Raw genomic sequence first — 20,121 nt, forward strand, 5'->3', positions numbered from 1 at the left:
ACCCGAGCAGGAGCACACTCTCATGGATAGCCAGCGCATTCGCCAGCCCGCCTTGGCCGGCAAAGTCATGTCCGCCGCCCAGGCGGCCACCTTCTTCCACAACGGCATGACCATCGGCCTGAGCGGCTTTACCCGCGCCGGCGATGCCAAGGCCATGCCGCGCGCGCTGGCCGATCGCGCCGCGCACGAAGAACTGCATTTCACCGTCATCACCGGTGCCTCGCTGGGCAACGGCAGCGATGGCCTCATGGCCGAAGCGGGCCTGCTGGCGCGGCGCCTGCCGTTCCAGGTGGACCCGACGCTGCGCAAGAAGATCAATGCGGGCGAGGTCATGTTCATCGACCAGCATCTTTCGGAGACGGCCGAGCAATTGCGCAGCGGCACGCCCTCGCGCATCGACATCGCCGTCATCGAGGCCGCCGCCATCACCGAAGAAGGGATCGTGCCCACCATGTCGGTGGGCAATTCGGCCAGCTTCGTGGAGCAGGCGCGCTACATCGTCATCGAACTCAACACCAGCATGCCGCTGGCGCTCGAAGGCCTGCACGACATCTACCTGCCGGCCGCACGCCCCGAGCGCAAGCCGATTCCGCTGACGGCAGCGGGCGACCGCATCGGCCATCCGACCATTCCCTTCGATCCCGAGAAGGTGGTGGCCATCGTGCTCACCGAAACGCCCGACAGCCCTTCATCGGTGCTGCCGCCGGACGATGAGACCCGTGCCATTGCGCGCCACGTGATCCATTTCCTCGAATGCGAAGTGGAAGCGGGCCGCCTGCCGCATACGCTGGCGCCGCTGCAGGCTGGCATCGGCACGATTGCCAACGCGGTGCTGCACGGACTGGTGGATTCGCCGTTCCGCAATTTGGTGATGTATTCGGAAGTGCTGCAGGACAGCGCCATCGACCTGCTCGATTCGGGCCAGCTGGCCTTTGCCTCGGCCTCCTCGATCACGCTGTCGCAGGCCAAGTATGAGCATTTCCTGGCCAACCTGGATCGCTATCGCGACAAGCTGGTACTGCGTCCGCAGGAGATCAGCAATCATCCGGAACTGGTGCGCCGGCTGGGCATCATCGGGCTCAATACGGCGCTGGAGTTCGACATCTACGGCAACGTCAATTCCACCCACGTGGGCGGTACCCACATGATGAACGGCATCGGCGGCTCGGGCGACTTTGCGCGCAACGGGCAGCTGTCGATCTTCGTGTCGAAGTCGGTGGCCAAGGATGGGGCGGTCTCCAGCGTGGTGCCCATGGTCTCGCATGTGGACCACAGCGAACATGACGTGGACGTGCTGGTCACCGAATGGGGCCTGGCCGACCTGCGCGGCCTGGCACCGCGCGAACGGGCGGTGAAGGTGATCGAACAGTGCTGCCATCCGGATTACCGGCCGCAACTGCGCGACTACTTCGAACGTGCCTGCCAGGCCGGTGGCCATACGCCGCATCTGCTGGCAGAAGCCTTCACATGGCATCAGCACTACGCCAGCCACAAGACCATGCGGCTGGACTGATAGTTCACATCGCGCCTGGCTAGACGCCGGGCGCACCCCGTCCCACGGCCTGGTGCACCACGGAGGGCATCGCTTCCTTCATGGTGTCGATGAAATGGCGCAGCCGGGCCGGGTAAAAACGTGCATACGGGTACATCAGCGACACCGGCAGCGGCGCCGGCTCCCACTCGGGCAGCAATTGCACCAGGCGCCCGGCGGCCACATCCTCGGCCAGCACCCACGACGATCCGACGGCCACCCCCATGCCTTCGATGGCGATGTTGCGCAGCGCATACAGGCTGTCGGTGACCAGCTGCGGGCGGAAGCCCACCTGGCGCTGCTCACCGGTGCCGGCGTGGGTGAGCGTGATCTCGCGGCGGTAGAAGGCGGGAATGGCGATCCACGGGAAGTCGGCCAGCTCCTCCGGCTGGCGGGGCAGGGCGCGTCCCTGCAGCACGGAAGGCGCCACCACCGTCATGCGCGGCACCTCGGCCAGGTGGATGGCGACCACCGAAGGATCGTTGACTTCCCCGACCTGGATGGCGCAATCGATGCCCTGGCTGATGAAATCGGCCGCCCGGTCATGCAGCAGCCACTCCACCGTGATGCGCGGATGGCGTTGCATGAACTGCAACAAGGGCGCGATCAGCTGCTTCTGGCCAAAGGCGTGCGGCACCACCACCCGCAGGGTGCCTTCGGCGTGCTGGCGGGCGCCGCGCAATTCGCTTTCGAACTCATCCCAGCCGGCCAGCAGCTCCTTGGCGCGCTCGTAGCAGCGCTCGCCATCCTCGGTCATCTTCATGGCGTGGGTGGAGCGCTGCAGCAGGCGCACGCCCAGCGAGCGCTCCAGCGCCTGCAGGCGGCGGCTGATGGTCGGCTGGGTGGTCGCGAGCTGGGCCGCAGCGGCAGACAGGCTGCCCGCCTCGACGATGCGCACGAAGGTCTGGATCAGCTCGATGCGGTCAGTGAGGCCGGTCGCGGAAAAGCTCGGGGTGGGGGCGGCAGGCTTGGTCATACGGCTAACGTATAACAATTCTGCCGTGGGCGCTACTACCAGATGCGAGCCGGGAGGCGGACAATCCGTTCCAACGCTGGCAAAGAGAGGGATTTCCCGGGCCGGCCCCACACCCACCTTATCGAGGTTCCATCATGAACAGCATTCCCAAAACGCATACAGCCGCTCCCGCTGCGGCTTCTTCCCATCCCCATTCCCATGGGCTATCGACCGGCCTCATCGGCCTGTTGGCCACCGGGGCCGGTCTGGCCGTGGCCTCGCTCTACTACTCGCAGCCCATGCTGGGCGTGCTGGCCGATGACATCGGCGCCTCCGAACGCGCCGTGGGCATGGTGCCGATGTCGACCCAGCTCGGCTATGCGCTGGGCATCCTGCTGCTGGCGCCGCTGGGCGACCGCTACGACCGCCGCCGCATCATCCTCATCAAGGCCGCCATCCTGACGGTGGCGCTGCTGCTGGCAGGTGCCGCCTCGGGCGTGGCAACCTTGCTGGCAGCCAGCCTGGCCATCGGCCTGACCGCCACGATGGCGCAGGACATCATCCCGGCAGCCGCCACCTTGGCGCCGGAACAGCATCGTGGCCGCATTGTCGGCACCGTCATGACCGGCTTGCTGCTGGGCATCCTGCTCTCGCGCGTGGTCAGCGGCTTCGTGGCCGAACACTTCGGCTGGCGCGCCATGTTCGTGGGCGCCTCGGCCAGCATTGCCCTGATCGGCCTGGCTGCATGGCGCGGCCTGCCGCGCTTCCATCCGACCTCGCACCTGTCGTATGGCGCGCTGCTGGGTTCGCTGGGTTCCCTGATCAAGAAGCATGGCGCCCTGCGTCGCGCCGCGCTGGCCCAAGGCTTGCTGTCGGTCGGTTTCTCGGCCTTCTGGTCGACCCTGGCCATCATGCTGCATGGCGCGCCCTTCCACCTGGGCAGCGCGGCCGCCGGTGCCTTCGGCCTGGCCGGTGCTGCCGGTGCCCTGGCTGCGCCCCTGGCCGGCCGCATCTCGGACAAGAAGGGTCCGGAACTGGTGACCCGCCTGGGGATCAGCCTGGCTGCACTGTCCTTCGCAGCGTTGGCGCTTTCGCCCTGGTTCTCCACGCAAGGCCAACTGGTGTTGCTGGCCTTGGCAGCGATCGGTTTCGACCTCGGCGTGCAGGCTACGCTGGTGTCGCACCAGACCATCGTCTACGGTATCGAGCCGGGTGCCCGTAGCCGCCTCAATGCGGTGCTGTTCGTCGGTGTCTTCGTCGGCATGGCTTCCGGTGCCGCCCTGGGCAGCCTGGCCCTGGCGCAATGGGGCTGGATTGGCGTGGTGGCCCTGGCCGTGGTGGCAGCGGTGCTGGCCCTGGTGGTGCGCATGTGGCCGGGGGCAGCCAAGGCACGTTGATCCGTCGCCTCGCTACGGTCGTGCCAAGAACAACGGTCCCGGCATCTGCCGGGACCGTTTTTTTTATATATTTTTCAACAGGCTCGACCATTTTTGCCGGATGGGAAGATCTGCTGCTGGCTCCCTCCCGGTGCCCACATCTTTTATAATCCGGGGCAGGAGACAACCCATCGCCAGCATGTTGCCCGCCCATCCACGCGCCCAGCGGCGCTACCCGGCGGCCATGCTGCGAGACACAAAGCAGGGTGAACGGCATGGCACTGTATTTCAAGAACAAGCGGCAAAAGACCTTCCTGGGCGCGCCCGTGGGGTGGCCATTGATGTTCCTGATGGCGGTTGACCTGTGCATTGCTGCGCTGATGTTTTTGTCGGACCATGACTGGAGCGGCCTGATCCTGCTGTATCCACCGCTGGCCTTTGCGCTGGCCATGCTGGCCGATGCCCGCAAGGAGAAGCAGGCCGCTGAAGAAGCCAAGCGCCAGGCGGCCCGTCGGCCGCGCAACTGAAGGCCATTGCGCCTGCCCCCTCTACCGCATCCCTCGATCCCACCGATGACCCAAGCTTCCGACCGCGCAGCGCTGCTGCTGGTATCGCGCCTGAATTTTTCCTATCCCGGCCTGGACTTGTTCCAGGATTTCTCGGCCCGTATCGCGCCCGGCGTGACCTTGGTGCGCGGTGGCGATGGCCGTGGCAAGACCACGCTGCTCAACTTGCTGGCCGGTCTCATGCCGGCGCGCGACGGGGTGCTGGAGCTGAACGGCCTGCGGCTCGACAGCGAGCCCGAGAATTATCGCCGCCAGGTGTTCTTCATCGATCCGCGCAGCGAGGCCTATGACCAGATGACTCCGCCGGAAGTGTTTGCGGCATTGGCCGAACGCTATCCGCAGTTCGATCACGCGCTGTTGCCGGCGCTGACCGAATGCTTGTCCTTGACGCCGCATCTGGAGAAGAAGCTCTTCATGCTCTCCACCGGCAGCAAGCGCAAGGTCTACCTGGCAGCGGCCTTCGCCGCCCGTGCCACGCTCACGCTGCTGGACGATCCCTATGCCAGCCTGGATCGTGCTTCGATCAACTTCGTGGCGGCCACGCTCAACGAACATGCGGGCGATGCCGATCGGGCCTGGGTGGTGGCCATGTATGAAACGCCGGAGGCATTGCGGCTGGCGGGGACGATCGATCTGGGTGACTGAAAACCTGGTCCTGCCTGCTATGATCCCCGGCATGGACGCTACCTCACCCACCGCTGCCGCCGACTGGCAGCACCACGAACATCCGATTGATCCGCAGATCCGTGCCGAGATCGACAAGACGCTTGCGCGCATCGAATCCGAGCACCAAGTGCGCGTGCTGTTCGCCTGCGAGTCAGGCAGCCGGGGCTGGGGATTTGCCTCCCCGGACAGTGACTACGACGTGCGCTTCATCTACGTGCACCGGCCCGACTGGTATCTCACGGTCTTCCCCGGGCGCGACGTGATCGAACTGCCCGTCAATGCGACCTATGACGTCAGCGGCTGGGACCTGCGCAAGACGCTGGCCCTCCTGCACAACGGCAACGCCACGGTGGTGGAATGGCTGTCGTCGCCGGTGGTCTACCGGGCCGATGTCAGCTTCGTCGACAAGATCAATGCCGCGGCCGACCTGGTACATCGTCCGGATCGCGTGTTCCACCACTACCTGCAGATGGCGCGCAAGAATTACCGCGAGTACCTGCAGGGCGAGCGCGTCCGCCTGAAAAAATATCTCTACGTGCTGCGGCCGCTGATGGCGGCGCTGTGGGTGGAGCAGCAGCGCGGCCCGGTGCCGATGCGTTTCCTCGACCTGGTCGAGGCCATGGTGAGCGATACGGCATTGCGCGCGGCCATCGATGCCCTCCTGGTCATCAAACGACGCGCAGGTGAGGCCGAAGAGGGCGCGGCCATCCCCGAGATCAATCGTTTCATCGAACTGGAATTGCAGCGGCTGGAGCACGTGCCGACGCCCCAGAAGGCGGAGCGGGGCGAATATTCGGTGCTGGATCGCTTGTTGCGGGATGTGGTGATGCAGGGGCAGTGAATCAAGCGAAACGTTTGTCCCATTGCCCGTCCAGATTCATGGGAAGTGCAGTATTTTCGCCATGGAAATATCGGCCAGACAACTGCCGTCGGCCAGCTTGATGCGCTTCTCGAATCGGCCTTCCTCGACGAAGCCGAATTGCTGGTACAGACGGAGCGCCTCCGTGTTCCCCTCCCGTACGCGCAATTCCAGCTTTTCCACGTGCGGCTGCTCCTCTGCCCAATGCAACAGCGCGGCCATCAAGGCGCGGCCGATCCCCCTGCCGGTCTGGCCAGGATGAACCACGATGGTCAGCGAGAACACATGCGCCATCGCGCGCAAGGGCATTGGCTCCAGACTGGCATGGCCGACGGGCTGGCCCAAGGCTTCCGCGACCAGATAGCAGCCGTGCTCACGCAGCCAGACGATCTTGGCCACAAAGCCGGCCGGGTCAAGTTCGTCCGGAAATGATATAAGCCGGCCGGGGATCAAGCTGGTCTGGTACTCAGCCTGGAAAAGGAGTGCGGCATCGCCCTCCACGGCAGGTCTGATCCGAAGGGTGGATGCGGCAGTCAAGTTCTCTCCCGGGCGCTGTTCGCGAGACCTCATCATAGCCTCAATACCAAGCAGCACTAGCCCCATCGTATCGGCATGAAGAGACCGCGCGGCCTCCCATCCAACATATCTTTGTCGCGCTTGGCTTCCTGCCACCCGTCACCTAAGCTGAATCAGGCCGGCCGCAACTTGTTGCCACGCATTTGTTGCTTTCCGGTTACGCCGCACCATCGGCTTGCCTGCCGACAACCAAGGATAACAAGGGGGAATTCATGCAACTTTCCAACGTAAGCATTCGTGCGCGCCTGTGGCTGGGCTTCGGCCTGCTGATGGTCCTGATGCTGGCCATGGCGGCCAGCGGCATCGCCCGCCTGGGGCAGCTCAACGGGCAGATGAAGGATGTGATCCATGACAAGTATCCCAAGACCGTGGTAGCGGGCGATATCGTCGACCAGCTCAACCTGATCGCGCGCTCGGTACGAAACATTCTGCTGTTGAAGCGCGAACCGCAGATCAAGAGCGAATACGACCGCATCACCGGGGCCGACCGCGCCATCCGCGAAGACCTGGCGCAGCTGGACAAGCTGCTCACCGACGATGACAGCCGCAGCGCTCTGGGCAAGCTGGTCACGGCCCAGAGCGCCTATTTCGAGAAGCGCGACAAAGTGCTGGCGATGGTGCAGCAGGGTGGCAAGGAAAGTGCCATCGACATGCTCATCGACGAAGTGCGGCCGGTCCAGAGCGCCACCATGAATGCGGCCGATGCCCTCATCAAGCAGCAGCACGAGTTGATGAAAAGCGCCGGTGACGAAGTCGAAAGCACCTACGGCGAGGCCCGCGCGCTGCTGCTGGCGCTGGCCGCCGCCGGGCTCGCCGCTGCAGCCTTGATTGCGTGGATGATCACGCGCAGCATCACCACGCCGCTGGACCGCGCCGTGCGCGTGGCCGAAACGGTGGCCGCCGGCGACCTGACCTCGGCCATCGAGGCGCATGGCCGTGACGAGACCAGCATGTTGCTGCGCGCGCTCAAGAAGATGAATGACCGCTTGCTGGACATCGTCAGCCAGGTACGCGTCTCCACCGAGACCATCGCCACGGCCAGCAGCGAGATCGCGCGCGGCAACCTGGACCTGTCTTCGCGCACGGAGCAACAGGCAGCCTCGCTGGAGGAGACAGCTTCCTCCATGGAACAGCTCACAGCGACCGTCAGGCAGAACGCCAGCCATGCGGGCCAGGCCAACCAGCTGGCCGGATCGGCCTCCGACATCGCACGCCAGGGAGGAACCGTGGTGAGCCAGGTGGTCGACACCATGGGCGCCATCGATGCCTCCTCCAAGAAGATCGTCGACATCATCGGGGTGATCGATGGCATCGCTTTCCAGACCAACATCCTGGCCCTGAATGCCGCCGTGGAAGCGGCGCGCGCTGGGGAGCAGGGCCGCGGCTTCGCGGTGGTGGCCTCGGAAGTGCGGGCACTGGCCCAGCGCTCTGCCACGGCCGCGCATGAAATCAAGGCGCTCATTGCCGACTCGGTGGAGCGCGTGGGCAATGGCAGCAAGTTGGTGGAGCAGGCGGGGCAGACCATGCAGCAGGTGGTCCAGAGCGTGCAGCGCGTAGGGGAGGTGGTCAGCGAGATCAGTGCCGCCGGCCAGGAGCAGAGCGCCGGCATCGAGCAGGTCAACCTGGCCATCGTGCAAATGGATCAGGTGACCCAGCAGAACGCCGCGCTGGTCGAGCAGGCAGCCGCGGCAGCGCAATCCCTGCAGGACCAGGCGGCACAGCTGGCGCGGCTGGTGTCGGTATTCAAGCTGGAAGGTGGCACGCCGGAACTCAAGCGCGTGGCAGCACCATCGGCGGCGCGACTGGCCTACGCCTGAGGTGGGCAGTTCGCCGTGGTGGAGTGCAGGCGGGTCCGCTATGAAGCGCTGAAGGTGGCGGTGCTGGCGATGAGTGTGGCACCGCAGCTGGTCTTGTGGCCTTCGTAGGCGACGGCGACGCCATCGACCTTGTGATGGGGATGTCCTTCGGCGATGGTGCAGTTGTCGTGTCCCTGCTGCGGACAGCTGCAGGCGTCGCCGACCCGTGCGACCGGTAATCCACCGACCTTGAAATGGGGTGCGCTCACCTGCGTGACCTTGCCTCCGTGGGAGGTGGCGTCACCGAGGCGGATGATGTTGGGCATGCGGATTCCTTTCAAAGGGGAAGGGCAGGGGAAATGCAGGGGAAGGGGGCCTGTGCGCGCTATGGTGACGGGCTGGAGGCTTGAGGCGCCATGGTCGGGCGCAGGCGGAAGCTGTTCAGCACTTCGTCCCATAGCTTCATGGCCTGTTCATCGGTCAGCTTGGTCTGTTGGGGATTGCCGTTCTTGTCGCGATAGGCTGTGGTCAATTCGATCTTGAGTGCGGGGGTGTCGAGCGTGCCATCCCCTTCGGTCTCCCAGATGAAACCGTGGCCGCGCAGCCCCCCGCTGCTAGGGGCCGTGACCAGGAATTCCTGGCCTTTGTAGGGGCCGACCTGGCGGTCACCTCGTCTTAGCACGTGTACCGATGTGGCCATTCGGCCCAGCGCTTGCAATACGCCGCCGACGCGGTCCAGCAAGGGGGCACTGTGCGCCCGGCGAGAGAGTGGATAAAACCAGACGGAAACGAACGCGTCCGGGTGGCCTGCGATATCGATGTCGATGGCCGCTTCTTCCATTTCCCATTCTGGGTTGGCGATGAAGCCGCCCTCAAAACAATAGCCGGGCTCAGTGGGAATCTCATGCGTTGCTCGTTTGCGCAGGCCAGCGAGTATTGCTTTCATGCGGTCGATGGCGTCTTCCTGATAGCTCTTTGTGCCGGAGGGCGGTTTGCTCATGCCTGCCTCGCTCTTGAACAAATAGCGCGTGCCGTCGATCCAGCGATATCCGTCTACCTCTGCTATTGATGTAACGAAGCTCTCCTCCCAATAGACGAAAATCCAAGAGTACGGATCTGGTTTGATCAATGTTCGCAATAGGCTAGGTTCTCTTTCATGCTTTGTTGATCTCAGCTTCTTTTCCGTAGTGACCATTTCCGCGTGAAATTCTTCCAAGCTCATGGCTTTTGGTTTATCCAGCCGTGCGAAATCGTAGCGATAATTGCCGCCACTAAGCACCGAACCAGCAGGTACATCGATGAGGAAATGACCAGTACAGAAAGTTGATACGGCAGGAACAGGTTCACTTGCCTGGGCAGTGTTCATGATGTGCAATCCTTGTTGGGGCGAGATGCCGCCGGATAAAAACAACCAGCCGGTGAGGGCAGACGCGGCGATGAAACGGAGCGAATCCCTCATGTGCATTTCCCGGCCGACAGCGCTTTCAAATTCGCCGATGAGTTGACAATCCTGATGATGGAATAAAGGGTCACCGCCTGGGTAATCTTGGCGTTGTAGGAAAACTGATGGTCGTAGCTGTCATGCGATTTCCGCTTTCCTTCATGCTTGAATATCTGGACAACGTGAGGCTTCGGAGCACTGCCCGACTCCGCTGGGACCGTGCCATCACCCGGGCCAGTGCCGTTCTGAAGCGAGAAGTGATGAAGATGATGCCCGCCGAAGCGCAGCTCCAGCATTCCGTTCAGATCATCTTTTTCCAGCCGTGCTTTAGCAGGATCACCAGGCACCATCGGACCACACTTCCAGCTGATCTCGTTCCAGGCAGGCTGCCGTGGGTCGGCGGCGTAATACGCGTAGGTGTTGGGGTGATAGCTGTCTTCAATCTGTTGATGAAGTTTCCTCGCCACGTCCAGCTTCTTTGCAAATTTGTCAAAGTCAGGCCTTGGTGGATTTTTCAGAACCGCTACATTTCCCTCTTTCGCGGCGCGCTCCCTATCCTCCTTCCCCGCCGGATCAATCAAATCCTCCCGCACCAACTTCCACCAATCCTGCGAGTTGTTCAGATAGATCTTCCCGTAGGGATCGTCCTCGCCCAGAAAACTGTCCATCTCCTCGGGCATCCCACGCTGGCCGATGGCAAGATATCTGGCCCGCAGCCAATGCCGCTCCCCGCGATTGCTCCAGGTCCTGTATTGCGCCGTCGGCAGCAGTTCCAATGCACCAGGCGCATTGGCCATCACCGCAGTACAGTCGGCCGCATTGCGTCCCAGGATGACTTGCGCTGCCCCTTCAAACCCTGCCCGCATGCGCTTGTAGGTGGCGGGGGCACCAATGGCCGGCATCACGCCATGCACCACGCCCAGAATGCGTTGAGCCATCCCCGGCAATTGCGCACAAGCCCGTGCCACCAGGCCCCCCATGCTGTGAGTGATCAGGATCACTTGCTCGCAGCGCTTGCCCTTGCTGCGGTAATAGGCGGTGATGCGCTCGATCTCGCGGCCCAATCGCTGTGCCGATACGCCGTTGCTCTGCAGCCAGTTGTAGCCCACCGCATGCACGGGATACAGCACCTCGGACGCATCCCTCAAGTGTTCTTCCGAAATTGCAACAAAGGGCTTTTGCGCGCCCAGCTTGGCTGGATCTTGTCTGTCCATGACCAGCTCCTTCCAGCGCGAGGTGAGCCGCGTTCCCTGGCTGGCAGGATCGAAGATCATCGCCATGCTGGTCTCCAGCAAGGAAAGAATTGGCAGGTAGCTGTCTGCATGCAGCTGTCCCCATCCGCGCCACTTGATACGCTCGGCATCGGTCGCTCCGGGTGCCAGAGCAAGCAGGATCTTGCTGGTATCGTCCGGTGAAGCAGGCCCATCTTCATCCACCTCGGTGATCTCGGGATTGAGCAGACGCTGTCGGTCCGCCGAAGTGCGAAGCAAGTGCTTGAGCAGCAATATGATGGCTTCCCAGGTGCCATCCGGGGGAAACCATGCCGCTCCCTTGTCGCGCCCGCTGACCTTGAGCCGCGTCCCCATGATGCCCGGCACGAACAGCAACGGCACCACCACCTCCGGCGTGGTCAGGCACAAGGCCCTGACCCTCATGTTCTCCCCGGTCAGTACGGATTGCGCCACATCATTGCCATCCTCATCCCAGCGCGTGCCGACCAGACGGGTCGGCTCAACAGGAATAGCTGGACTAGTCATGGCTGGTTTCTTTGGGTAGCGACAACAGGTCGCAGGCGGAAACTACTGAGCACCTCGTCCCATAGGTTCATGGCCTGTTCGTCGGTCAGTTTGGTCTGTTGAGGATTGCCGTTTTTGTCGCGATGGCCCGTGGTGAGTTCGATCTTCAGCGCAGGCGTATCGAGTGTGCCATCCCCTTCGGTCTCCCAGATGAAACTGTGGCCGCGCAGCCCTCCGCTGCTGGGGGCTGTGACCAGGAATTCCTGGCCTTTGTAGGGGCCGACCTGGCGGTCACCTCGTCTTAGCACGTGTACCGATGTGGCCATCCGGCCCAGCGCTTGCAATACGCCGCCGACGCGGTCCAGCAAGGGAGCACTGTGGGCCCCGCGGGATAGTGGATAAAACCAGACGGAAACGAACGCGTCCGGGTGGCCTGCGATATCGATGTCGATGGCTGCTTCTTCCATTTCCCATTCGGGGTTGGCGATGAAGCCCTCTTCGAAGCAATAGCCGGGCTCTGTCGGAATCTCGTGGTTTGACCGCTTTTTCAGGTTGAAGAGAATTTTGCGCATGCGCTCGATAGCGTGATCCTGACGACTCATCGTGCCGGTGCGAGGCTTGCTCATGCCTGCCTCCTTCTTGAAAAGATAGCGTGTTCCGTCGATCCAGCGGTATCCGTACACCTCTACTACACTGGTAATAAATTCCTCTTCCCAATAAACGAAAATCCATGAGTACGGATCTGGTTTCACCAACAAGCGCAATAGACTAGGCTCGACCTTATGCTTCGTAGAGCTGAGAAGCTTCTCTTTAGCCGTCATTTCCGCCTCGAACTCTTCCAGGCTCATCGCTTTGGGTTTCTCCAGCCGTGCGAAATCGTAGCGATAATTGCCGCCACTGAGGACTGAACCCGCAGGCATATCGATAAGAAAATGACCGGCACAGAAGGTTGAAACGGCAGGACTAGGCTCACTTGCTCGGGCAGTGTTCATCATTTGCGATCCTTGTTGATGTGAGATGCCTCCAGATAAAAATAACCAGACTGTGAAGGCCATAGCAGCGATAAAGCGAACAGGATTCTTCATGAGCATTTTTCACCCGAGGGTGTTTTCAACTTCGCCGATGAGTTGACGATCCTAATGATGGAATAGAAGGTGACCGCTTGTGCAATCTTGGCGTTGTAGGAAAACTGATGGTCATAACTGTCATGAGATTTCAGCTTTCCTTCATGTTTGAATATCTGAACAACGTGGGGCTTTGGTGCAGCGCCCGACTCCGCCGGAACAGTGCCATCCCCTGGGCCAGTTCCGTTCTGGAGCGTGAAGTGATGGAGGTGATGCTCTCCGAAACGGAGCTCCAGCATTCCATTCAGATCATCTATTTCCATTCGTGCCTTGGCAGGATCGCCAGGCACCAGCGGGCCACACTTCCAGTTAATCTCGTTCCAGGCAGGCCGTTGCGGGTCTGCTGCGTAATAGGCGTAGGTATTGGCGTGATAGCGGTCTTCAATCTGTTGATGAAGCTTCAGTGCCGCTTCCATTTTTTTTGTGAATCTCTCAAAATCCGATAGATCTTGATCCTCCCGAATCAATACTCTTCCCTCTCTTCTAGCCCTGTCCGCATCTTCCTTCCCCGCCGGATCAATCAAATCCTCCCGCACCAACTTCCACCAATCCTGCGAGTTGTTCAGATAGATCTTCCCGTAGGGATCGTCCTCGCCCAGAAAACTGTCCATCTCCTCAGCCATGCCACTCCGTCCGATAGTCCGATAACTGGCCCGCAGCCAATGCCGCTCCCCGCGATTGCTCCAGGTCCTGTATTGCGCCGTCGGCAGCAGCTCCAATGCGCCAGGCGCATTGGCCATCACCGCAGTACAGTCGGCCGCATTGCGTCCCAGGATGACTTGCGCTGCCCCTTCAAACCCTGCCCGCATGCGCTTGTAGGTGGCGGGTGCGCCAATGGCTGGCATCACGCCATGCACCACGCCCAGAATGCGTTCGGCCATTCCCGGCAGTTGCGCACAGGCGCGGGCCACCAGACCACCCATGCTGTGCGTGATCAGGATCACTTGCTCGCAATGCTTGCCCTTGCTACGGTAATAAGCGGTAATGCGCTCGATCTCGCCACCTAATCGCTGTGCCGATACGCCGTTGCTCTGCAGCCAGTTGTAGCCCACCGCATGCACCGGATAAAGCATCTCGGCCGCGTCCCTCAGGTCTTCTTCCGAAATTGCAACAAAGGGCTTTTGCGCGCCCAGCTTGGCTGGATCTTGTCTGTCCATGACCAGCTCCTTCCAGTGCGAAGTGAGCCGGGCTCCCTGACTGGCAGGATCGAAGATCATCGCCATGCTGGTCTCCAGCAAGGAAAGAATTGGCAGGTAGCTGTCTGCATGCAGCTGTCCCCATCCGCGCCACTTGATACGCTCGGCATCGGTCGCCCCGGGTGCCAGAGCAAGCAGGATCTTGCTGGTATCGTCCGGTGAAGCAGGCCCATCTTCATCCACCTCGGTGATCTCGGGATTGAGCAGACGCTGTCGGTCCGCCGAAGTGCGAAGCAAGTGCTTGAGCAGCAATATGATGGCTTCCCAGGTGCCATCCGGGGGAAACCATGCCGCTCCCTTGTCGCGCCCGCTGACCTTGAGCCGCGTCCCCATGATGCCCGGCACGAACAGCAACGGCACCACCACCTCCGGCGTGGTCAGGCACAAGGCCCTGACCTTCATGTTCTCCCCGGTCAGTACGGATTGCGCCACATCATTGCCGGCCTCATCCCAGCTCGTGCCGACCAGACGGGTCGGCTCAACAGGAATAGCTGGACTAGTCATGGCTGGTTTCTTTGGGTAGCGACAACAGGTCGCAGGCGGAAACTATTGAGCACCTCGTCCCAGAGCTTTATGGCCTGTTCATCGGTCAGCCTGGTTTGTTGCGGATTGCCGTTCTTGTCGCGATAGCCTGTGGTCAGTTCGATCTTGAGTGCAGGCGTGTCGAGCGTGCCGTCGCCCTCGGTCTCCCAGATGAACTTGTGGCCGCGCATGCCGCGACTGCTGGGGGCGCTGGCCAGGAATTCCTGGCCCATATAGGGACCGGCCTGCCGCTCGCCCTTGCGCAGCACGTGCACTGAGTTCGCCATCTGGCCCAGCGTCTGCAGCACGCCCCCCATGCGATCCAGCAAGGGCTTGCTATGCGCGCTTCTTGCGAGCGGGTAGAACCAGACCGAGACAAAGGCATCCGGATGGCCGGCGATGGTGATGTCGATGCCGGCTTCTTCCATTTCCCATTCGGGGTTGGCGATGAAGCCGCCTTCGAAGCAGTAGCCCGATTCTGTCGGGATCTCATGGTTTGAGCGCTTGCGCAAGCTGGAGAGAATTTTGCGCATGCGGTCGATGGTGTAGTCCTGGCGGCTCATTGTTCCGGTTTTGGGTTTGCTCATGCCGGCCTCCTTCTTGAACACGTAACGAGTGCCGTCAATCCAACGGTATCCGTCCACCTGCGCTACTGATGTAATACCGCTTTGCTCCCAATACACAAAGATCCACGAGTGCGGATACGGTTTGAGCAACAACCGCAACAGACTAGGCTCGACGTTATGCTTCGTTGACCTCAGAGTCTTTTCCTTGGCCGCCATTTCGGTCTCGAACTCTTCCAGACTCGTGGCTTTAGGTTTCTCCAACCGCGCAAAGTCGTAACGATAATTGCCGCCGCTGAGTACCGATCCTGCTGGCATATCGACCAGAAAACGACCGGTACAAAAAGTTGAGATAGTTGGATCAGTTTCCTTTTCCTGTACTTTGTTCATGGTGGCAAACTTGGATTGAGGTGAGAGGCATCCAGATAAAAGAAAACTGGCAACGATGACCAGATAGGGAATAAGTCGAAACGATTTATTCATAAGCATTTTTATCCTGGAAGAATTTTTAGAATCCCCGATGTGTTCACGATTCTGATGATGGAATAGAGGGTGGACGCCTGCGCAACTTTGGCGTTGAAGGAAAACTGATGGTCATAACTCTCGTGTGACTTCAGCTTTCCTTCATGCTTGAACAACTGGACGACATGCGGCTGCGGGGCTTGACCAGACTCAGCCGGAACCGTGCCATCGCCTGGGCCTGTGCCGCTCTGCAAAATAAAAAATTGGTTATGGCTGTAGTACTGATCGAAGCTCAGCGTCAACGCGCCATTCAAGTCATCGGCCTCAAGCCGGGCCTTCATCGGATCACCGGACACCACGCGGTTGCATTTCCAATTGATCTCGTTCCAAGCAAGCTGCTGTGGGTCGGCGGCGTAATATGCGTAGGTGTTGGGGTGGTAACTGTCTTTAATCTGTTGATGAAATAGCTGTGCGACTTCCATTCGTTTTCTATACCGATCAAAGTCAGACGTTTCTTCAGTCGTGCGAACCGGTACCTTTCCCTCCCTCTCCGCCCGCTCCCTATCCTCCCTCCCCGCCGGATCAATCAAATCCTCGCGTACCAGCTTCCACCAATCCGACGTATTGTTCAGATAGATCTGCGCGTACGGGTCCTCCTCGCCCAAAAAGCTATCCATCTCCTCAGGCATCCCGCGCTGGCCAATAGCCCGATAGCTGGCGCGCAACCAGTGCCGCTCTCCTTGATTGGTCCAGGTCTTGTATTGCGCAGTGGGCAGCAATTCCAACGGCCCGGGCGCATTGGCCATGACCGCAGTACAGTCTGCGGCATCGCGTCCCAATACCACCTGCGCCATGCCTTCAAACCCGGCCCGGATGCGCTTGTAGGTGGCCGGTGCGCCAATGGCTGGCATCACACCATGGATGACACCCAGAATACGCTCGGCCATTCCTGGCAATTGCGCACAGGCGCGGGCCACCAGACCACCCATGCTGTGCGTGATCAGGATCACGCCCTCACAGCGCTTTCCATTGCTGCGGTAATACGCCGTAATACGCTCGATCTCGTCAGCCAATCGCTGCGCCGAGACCCGATTGCTCTGCAACCAGTTGTAGCCGACCGCATGCACCGGATAGAGCACCTCCGCAGCCTCTCTCAGGTGTTCTTCCGAAATTGCAACAAAGGGCTTCAGTGCGCCCAGCTTGGCCGCATCCTGCCGCCCCATGACCAGCTCCTTCCAGTGCGAAGTGAGCCGGGTTCCCTGGCTGGCAGGATCGAAGATCATCGCCATGCTGGTCTCCAGCAGCGAGAGAATGCCGAGATAGCTGTCTGCGTGCAGCTGTCCCCAGCCGCGCCATTTGATGCGCTCGGCGTCGGTCTTGCCGGGAGCCAGAGAGAGCAAGGTCTTGCTCGTATCATCAGGAAAAGCCGGGCCGTCTTCGTCCACCTCAGTGGTCTCGGGATTGAGCAAACGTTGCCGGTCTGCTGCCGTACGGCCCAAATGCGCGAGCGCCAGCGTGAGCGTCTCCCAGGTATTCTCAGGCGGAAGCCAAGCCGGCCCCTGATCACGCGCACTGACCTTGAGCCGCGTCCCCATGATGCCCGGCACGAACAGCAACGGCACCACCACCTCCGGCGTGGTCAGGCACAAGGCCCTGACCTTCATGTTCTCCCCGGTCAGTACGGATTGCGCCACATCATTGCCGGCCTCATCCCAGCGCGTGCCGACCAGACGGGTCGGTTCTGATCCACTCATCGTCTACTCCTTCACTATGCGCAGCCGCGCAATGCGCATGGCCATATCCTGGCTCAGCGCCGTACGGCCTTGTTCATCGGTAACGCCTTCAATGACGCTGCCGTCATCCAACTCGATGCGATAGCGCAGCTGCGCATGAGGCCGTCCGCTGCCGCGCCGCGCCAGGACGAATCGCTCATCGGTGCGCATCGTGCTGGCCGGCAGTTCCACGCCCGCAGGCGCACTGTCGGCGCCACCCACATGATGGAAATTTGCCGACCGGATGATGTGGTCAGCGCTGCTCTGCTGCGTAATGGCACCGCCACCCAGATCGATCTGCGCGCCCTGTGCCAGCAGCTTCAGACGGGGTGCTTGCAAGACGATTTCATCAGCCGCAGTGAGGACGATGCGCCGCGCTGAAGTCGCCTCGATGTCGCCCTTGTGCGTCTGCAATTGCAGCTTGCCGTTGGCGGCGGTCAACTGGATGCCAAGGCGCTGGGCAAAAAGGCTGATGCTCTCGGCCACGCGCACCAGCAGCTTCCTGCCCGCCGAAAGCTGCGTGTTGCCCACGCTGATCAGATCGATCTCCTTCTGCGCACCGATGGCCACACCCTCGTCGCTGCTGATGGCCACGCCCGCGGGCCCCGTCACCGCCACCACCGGCTTGCCACCGCCACTGCCTTCGGCCTGCGTGTTGCTGCCCGCTTCCCAGGCTTCGAGGCGCTCGCGCAAACTGTCCAGGCTCTGGGGCTGCAACTCATCGGCGTGATGCTTGCGGGCCAGTGCGGCCAGCTCCTGCTGCACGTCCTGCAGCACGCGCAACAGGCCCAGCATCTCGCCGCGATCCAGTTGCGAACCACCGGCCTCTTGCCGGGCTGCCGCACTGATCAGCACACCCTGTCCACCCCGCAAGGCCAGCGCCTGGTCGGTGCGCAGCTCGGCGCCTTCGCCACGGGCATCGCTGTTGCCGTCGATGCGGGGATGGGCAAGCCAGCCCAGGTTCAGCTCGCTGTGCCCATGTTGCGAGGCCAGCTGGACGCTGATCTGGCGCGGTGTGTCGTCCAGTCGCAGCTGGTTGTAGCGATGGCCTTGGATCTCCTTGCTTCTGAGGCCCGCCAGGAAGCGATTTCCCGGGAGGCTGCCGACACGGCTGAAGGTCGGTGGCAGGGACTGGCCGTTGTAAAGCCGGCCAATCACGATGGGCTTGTCAGGATCGCCACCGAGGAAATCGACGAGCACTTCGTCGCCCACGCGCGGCAAGCTGATCGCGCCCCATTGCCGTCCCGCCCAATGACTGGCTACGCGCACCCATGCCGAATCACGTTCGCTGTCGCTGGCGCCGGCAGCCCCCCTATGCTGGTGATCCTGCATGCGTGTACCGTGGAAGCGCAGCTTGACGCGGCCCAGCGCATCGCAGTACAGCTCTTCGCCTGCCGGGCCGACCACGTGCGCATTCTGCAGACGCGGTCTTGGCAGGTCCACGCGCGGGTCAAAGGCAGGTACCAGTGGCGTGCCGCGCCGCACGCACGTGAAGTGGTTGAGGTAGCGCAGCCCCTGCTGGCGGCAACGGCGCCGTAACGATGACAGTTCCTCGCTACTACCCGCCTGATCCGGTACCGCCCGCGGCAAGCGCTCTTCAAGCGAAGCGGGAAGGTTGTTCTCCGCGTAGGTTGCCAGCCGGGTCACGATGAATTCGCGCTCATGCGCAGGATGCTGATCCAATTCTGGATGCCCCTCCACGCTGATCCACTCGCCCACCCGCAGCGCGCGCACCGTGGAGTCAGCCTGGAACTCCTTGGTCTCCAGCGCCAGGCGCTGCATGCGCGTACTGGCCAGTTGGACAAGATCTTCACCATCGTCGGCGACGTGCGGCGCCTCCACGAGATAATCCTCCAGCAGCAGGGCGAAGCGGTCGCCCAGCTCGCCCTGCGCTGTCGACATCTTCACCTGGCTGCGCAGCGGCGCGTCCTGTACATGGTCCCAGGTATGGCGGCTGAGGCTGCCCGCCCGCAGGCGGCGCGTGGCCTCCCAGCGCAGGATGGCATCCTGCGCGCCGGGCGCATGGTCGCGTCGGTAGGAGACATCCCCTGCCGCATTGCGCGGCAGTTGCATGCCGTCGTTGAAGAGCACCAGGGTATGACGCGGGCAAGCGACGTGGCCGGGTGTCGGCGGCTCTGCCGGGCGGATGTGCCAGCCGATGCCGCGCCGCTTCCACAGGCGCCGCAGGAAGTCGGCATCGGATTCGTTGTGCTGCATGATGAATTCACGGACCGGATAACGCTCCGCCAGGAGCGACCAATCCACCTCCAGACAGCTGGCCAGCAGTGGATTGCCCTGTCGCCATTCGCTGGTGAGTATCTGGGTGACATCGGCCTCGCTGGCATGCAGGAAGACACGCGTATTGATGCGCTGGCCCAAGAGACTGAGTGCATCGCGCAGTACCAGCCGATAAGTGCTCAAGTCGCCATCGATCTGCCCTGCATGCACTTCGGCAACGAGACCGCATACCGATCGCAGGCCACCTTGATCGGTCACCAGCTGGACTTCCACCGGCAAGGCCATGAAGTCCTTGAGCGCCAGATCCTCGCGCGGCGACAGGCACAGCAGCTCATGTTCAGAACCGCCGCACAGGGCTTCGTACCCCGTCACCCGACGCACCAGCAGCGCCTCCTGCAAGGCTGCATGCGATCGCGGCAAGCGCAGCCGAATGGCGCGGGTCTGTTGGGTCCAGAGGGCAAATGCGTCGGAGAGCGTGCGGTAGGGCATGCGGACATCCTTGCTGGAGATTCCGTCGAGGCCGCATCCGTGATGCCAGGATGAGGTGCGCTGAACGGCAAATGGCGAGAGGAGGGGCCATGCTAGAAGAGGCCGGCGCGCAATGGTGCGAAAGGAAAAAGCTTTTGCCCGAAACTCGTCCGAGTTCGATGGCGCGCACTGCGCGCATGACATTGTGTTGTCGCCTGACGATCCCCGGCGGGGGCGCTATGATAGACGGCATGCCGGTAACGACCGGCCCATC

General features: G+C 61.8%; 16 protein-coding genes. 6 read left to right on the top strand and 10 right to left on the bottom strand.

Annotation, left to right across the window (positions count from 1 at the left end; all coding sequences use genetic code 11):
• Positions 1-22: 22 nt before the first annotated feature.
• A complete protein-coding gene (locus FYB76_RS17015; RefSeq protein ID WP_154134370.1) occupies positions 23-1,513 on the top strand; it encodes an acetyl-CoA hydrolase/transferase family protein in 1,491 nt (496 codons plus the stop codon).
• A gap of 19 nt (positions 1,514-1,532) precedes the next feature.
• Here FYB76_RS17015 and FYB76_RS17020 read toward each other — a convergent pair whose 3' ends face one another.
• A complete protein-coding gene (locus tag FYB76_RS17020; protein ID WP_154134371.1) occupies positions 1,533-2,507 on the bottom strand; it encodes a LysR family transcriptional regulator in 975 nt (324 codons plus the stop codon).
• Between the two features lie 134 nt (positions 2,508-2,641).
• Here FYB76_RS17020 and FYB76_RS17025 point away from each other — a divergent pair, with 134 nt between their 5' ends.
• The 4 genes from FYB76_RS17025 to FYB76_RS17040 all read left to right on the top strand — a co-directional run bounded on the left by FYB76_RS17025 (position 2,642) and on the right by FYB76_RS17040 (position 5,935).
• The gene (locus tag FYB76_RS17025) at positions 2,642-3,883 is read left to right on the top strand and encodes an MFS transporter (RefSeq protein WP_154134372.1); all 1,242 of its coding nucleotides are present in this window, start codon (positions 2,642-2,644) and stop codon (positions 3,881-3,883) included.
• A 254-nt stretch (positions 3,884-4,137) separates the two neighbouring features.
• Entirely contained in the window at positions 4,138-4,389 is a 252-nt protein-coding gene (locus FYB76_RS17030) for a hypothetical protein (RefSeq protein WP_154134373.1), read from the top strand.
• Positions 4,390-4,434: 45 nt separating this feature from the next.
• Positions 4,435-5,073 carry an ATP-binding cassette domain-containing protein gene (locus FYB76_RS17035; protein WP_154134374.1) on the top strand — a complete coding sequence of 213 codons (639 nt, stop codon included), beginning with the start codon at positions 4,435-4,437 and terminating at the stop codon, positions 5,071-5,073.
• Between the two features lie 31 nt (positions 5,074-5,104).
• Positions 5,105-5,935 (top strand): nucleotidyltransferase domain-containing protein, encoded by an 831-nt coding sequence (locus FYB76_RS17040; protein WP_154134375.1) that lies wholly within the window; start codon positions 5,105-5,107, stop codon positions 5,933-5,935.
• Between the two features lie 36 nt (positions 5,936-5,971).
• Here FYB76_RS17040 and FYB76_RS17045 read toward each other — a convergent pair whose 3' ends face one another.
• On the bottom strand, positions 5,972-6,490 hold the full coding sequence (locus FYB76_RS17045; RefSeq protein ID WP_229296997.1) for a GNAT family N-acetyltransferase: 519 nt from the start codon (positions 6,488-6,490) through the stop codon (positions 5,972-5,974).
• 251 nt (positions 6,491-6,741) lie between these two features.
• On the opposite strand from FYB76_RS17045, the gene FYB76_RS17050 reads away from it, so the two are divergent.
• A complete protein-coding gene (locus FYB76_RS17050) occupies positions 6,742-8,346 on the top strand; it encodes a methyl-accepting chemotaxis protein (protein ID WP_154134376.1) in 1,605 nt (534 codons plus the stop codon).
• 38 nt (positions 8,347-8,384) lie between these two features.
• On the opposite strand, the gene FYB76_RS17055 is transcribed toward FYB76_RS17050, so the two are convergent.
• From FYB76_RS17055 to FYB76_RS17090, 8 genes are read right to left on the bottom strand one after another with little or no spacing between them, the layout of a single operon-like run.
• On the bottom strand, positions 8,385-8,651 hold the full coding sequence (locus FYB76_RS17055) for a PAAR domain-containing protein (protein ID WP_088757147.1): 267 nt from the start codon (positions 8,649-8,651) through the stop codon (positions 8,385-8,387).
• Between the two features lie 59 nt (positions 8,652-8,710).
• On the bottom strand, positions 8,711-9,784 hold the full coding sequence (locus FYB76_RS17060; RefSeq protein WP_229296998.1) for a T6SS immunity protein Tli4 family protein: 1,074 nt from the start codon (positions 9,782-9,784) through the stop codon (positions 8,711-8,713).
• Complete coding sequence (locus FYB76_RS17065) at positions 9,781-11,523, bottom strand: triacylglycerol lipase (protein ID WP_154134378.1); 1,743 nt, start codon at positions 11,521-11,523, stop codon at positions 9,781-9,783. The genes FYB76_RS17060 and FYB76_RS17065 overlap by 4 nt, the downstream gene beginning before the upstream one ends.
• On the bottom strand, positions 11,520-12,587 hold the full coding sequence (locus FYB76_RS17070; protein WP_229296999.1) for a T6SS immunity protein Tli4 family protein: 1,068 nt from the start codon (positions 12,585-12,587) through the stop codon (positions 11,520-11,522). Before FYB76_RS17070 ends, FYB76_RS17065 begins: the two co-directional genes overlap by 4 nt.
• A complete protein-coding gene (locus tag FYB76_RS17075; RefSeq protein WP_154134379.1) occupies positions 12,584-14,326 on the bottom strand; it encodes a triacylglycerol lipase in 1,743 nt (580 codons plus the stop codon). Before FYB76_RS17075 ends, FYB76_RS17070 begins: the two co-directional genes overlap by 4 nt.
• Positions 14,323-15,390: a T6SS immunity protein Tli4 family protein gene (locus FYB76_RS17080; protein WP_195724659.1), complete on the bottom strand. Its 1,068-nt coding sequence runs from the start codon at positions 15,388-15,390 to the stop codon at positions 14,323-14,325. The genes FYB76_RS17075 and FYB76_RS17080 overlap by 4 nt, the downstream gene beginning before the upstream one ends.
• Positions 15,391-15,398: 8 nt before the next feature.
• Entirely contained in the window at positions 15,399-17,123 is a 1,725-nt protein-coding gene (locus tag FYB76_RS17085; RefSeq protein WP_154134380.1) for a triacylglycerol lipase, read from the bottom strand.
• 3 nt (positions 17,124-17,126) lie between these two features.
• The gene (locus FYB76_RS17090) at positions 17,127-19,868 is read right to left on the bottom strand and encodes a type VI secretion system Vgr family protein (protein WP_154134381.1); all 2,742 of its coding nucleotides are present in this window, start codon (positions 19,866-19,868) and stop codon (positions 17,127-17,129) included.
• Positions 19,869-20,121 lie beyond the last annotated feature (253 nt).

The organism is Herbaspirillum sp. CAH-3, assembly GCF_009668275.1.
Taxonomy (GTDB): Bacteria; Pseudomonadota; Gammaproteobacteria; order Burkholderiales; family Burkholderiaceae_D; genus Herbaspirillum; species Herbaspirillum aquaticum.

Bases quoted from the DNA above. Each gene is read 5' to 3' on its own strand.
- FYB76_RS17015 (WP_154134370.1), top strand. From the start codon at position 23: ATGGATAGCCAGCGCATTCGCCAGCCCGCCTTGGCCGGCAAAGTCATG.
- FYB76_RS17020 (WP_154134371.1), bottom strand. From the start codon at position 2,507: ATGACCAAGCCTGCCGCCCCCACCCCGAGCTTTTCCGCGACCGGCCTC.
- FYB76_RS17025 (WP_154134372.1), top strand. From the start codon at position 2,642: ATGAACAGCATTCCCAAAACGCATACAGCCGCTCCCGCTGCGGCTTCT.
- FYB76_RS17030 (WP_154134373.1), top strand. From the start codon at position 4,138: ATGGCACTGTATTTCAAGAACAAGCGGCAAAAGACCTTCCTGGGCGCG.
- FYB76_RS17035 (WP_154134374.1), top strand. From the start codon at position 4,435: ATGACCCAAGCTTCCGACCGCGCAGCGCTGCTGCTGGTATCGCGCCTG.
- FYB76_RS17040 (WP_154134375.1), top strand. From the start codon at position 5,105: ATGGACGCTACCTCACCCACCGCTGCCGCCGACTGGCAGCACCACGAA.
- FYB76_RS17050 (WP_154134376.1), top strand. From the start codon at position 6,742: ATGCAACTTTCCAACGTAAGCATTCGTGCGCGCCTGTGGCTGGGCTTC.
- FYB76_RS17055 (WP_088757147.1), bottom strand. From the start codon at position 8,651: ATGCCCAACATCATCCGCCTCGGTGACGCCACCTCCCACGGAGGCAAG.
- FYB76_RS17060 (WP_229296998.1), bottom strand. From the start codon at position 9,784: ATGAGGGATTCGCTCCGTTTCATCGCCGCGTCTGCCCTCACCGGCTGG.
- FYB76_RS17065 (WP_154134378.1), bottom strand. From the start codon at position 11,523: ATGACTAGTCCAGCTATTCCTGTTGAGCCGACCCGTCTGGTCGGCACG.
- FYB76_RS17070 (WP_229296999.1), bottom strand. From the start codon at position 12,587: ATGAAGAATCCTGTTCGCTTTATCGCTGCTATGGCCTTCACAGTCTGG.
- FYB76_RS17075 (WP_154134379.1), bottom strand. From the start codon at position 14,326: ATGACTAGTCCAGCTATTCCTGTTGAGCCGACCCGTCTGGTCGGCACG.
- FYB76_RS17080 (WP_195724659.1), bottom strand. From the start codon at position 15,390: ATGAATAAATCGTTTCGACTTATTCCCTATCTGGTCATCGTTGCCAGT.
- FYB76_RS17085 (WP_154134380.1), bottom strand. From the start codon at position 17,123: ATGAGTGGATCAGAACCGACCCGTCTGGTCGGCACGCGCTGGGATGAG.
- FYB76_RS17090 (WP_154134381.1), bottom strand. From the start codon at position 19,868: ATGCCCTACCGCACGCTCTCCGACGCATTTGCCCTCTGGACCCAACAG.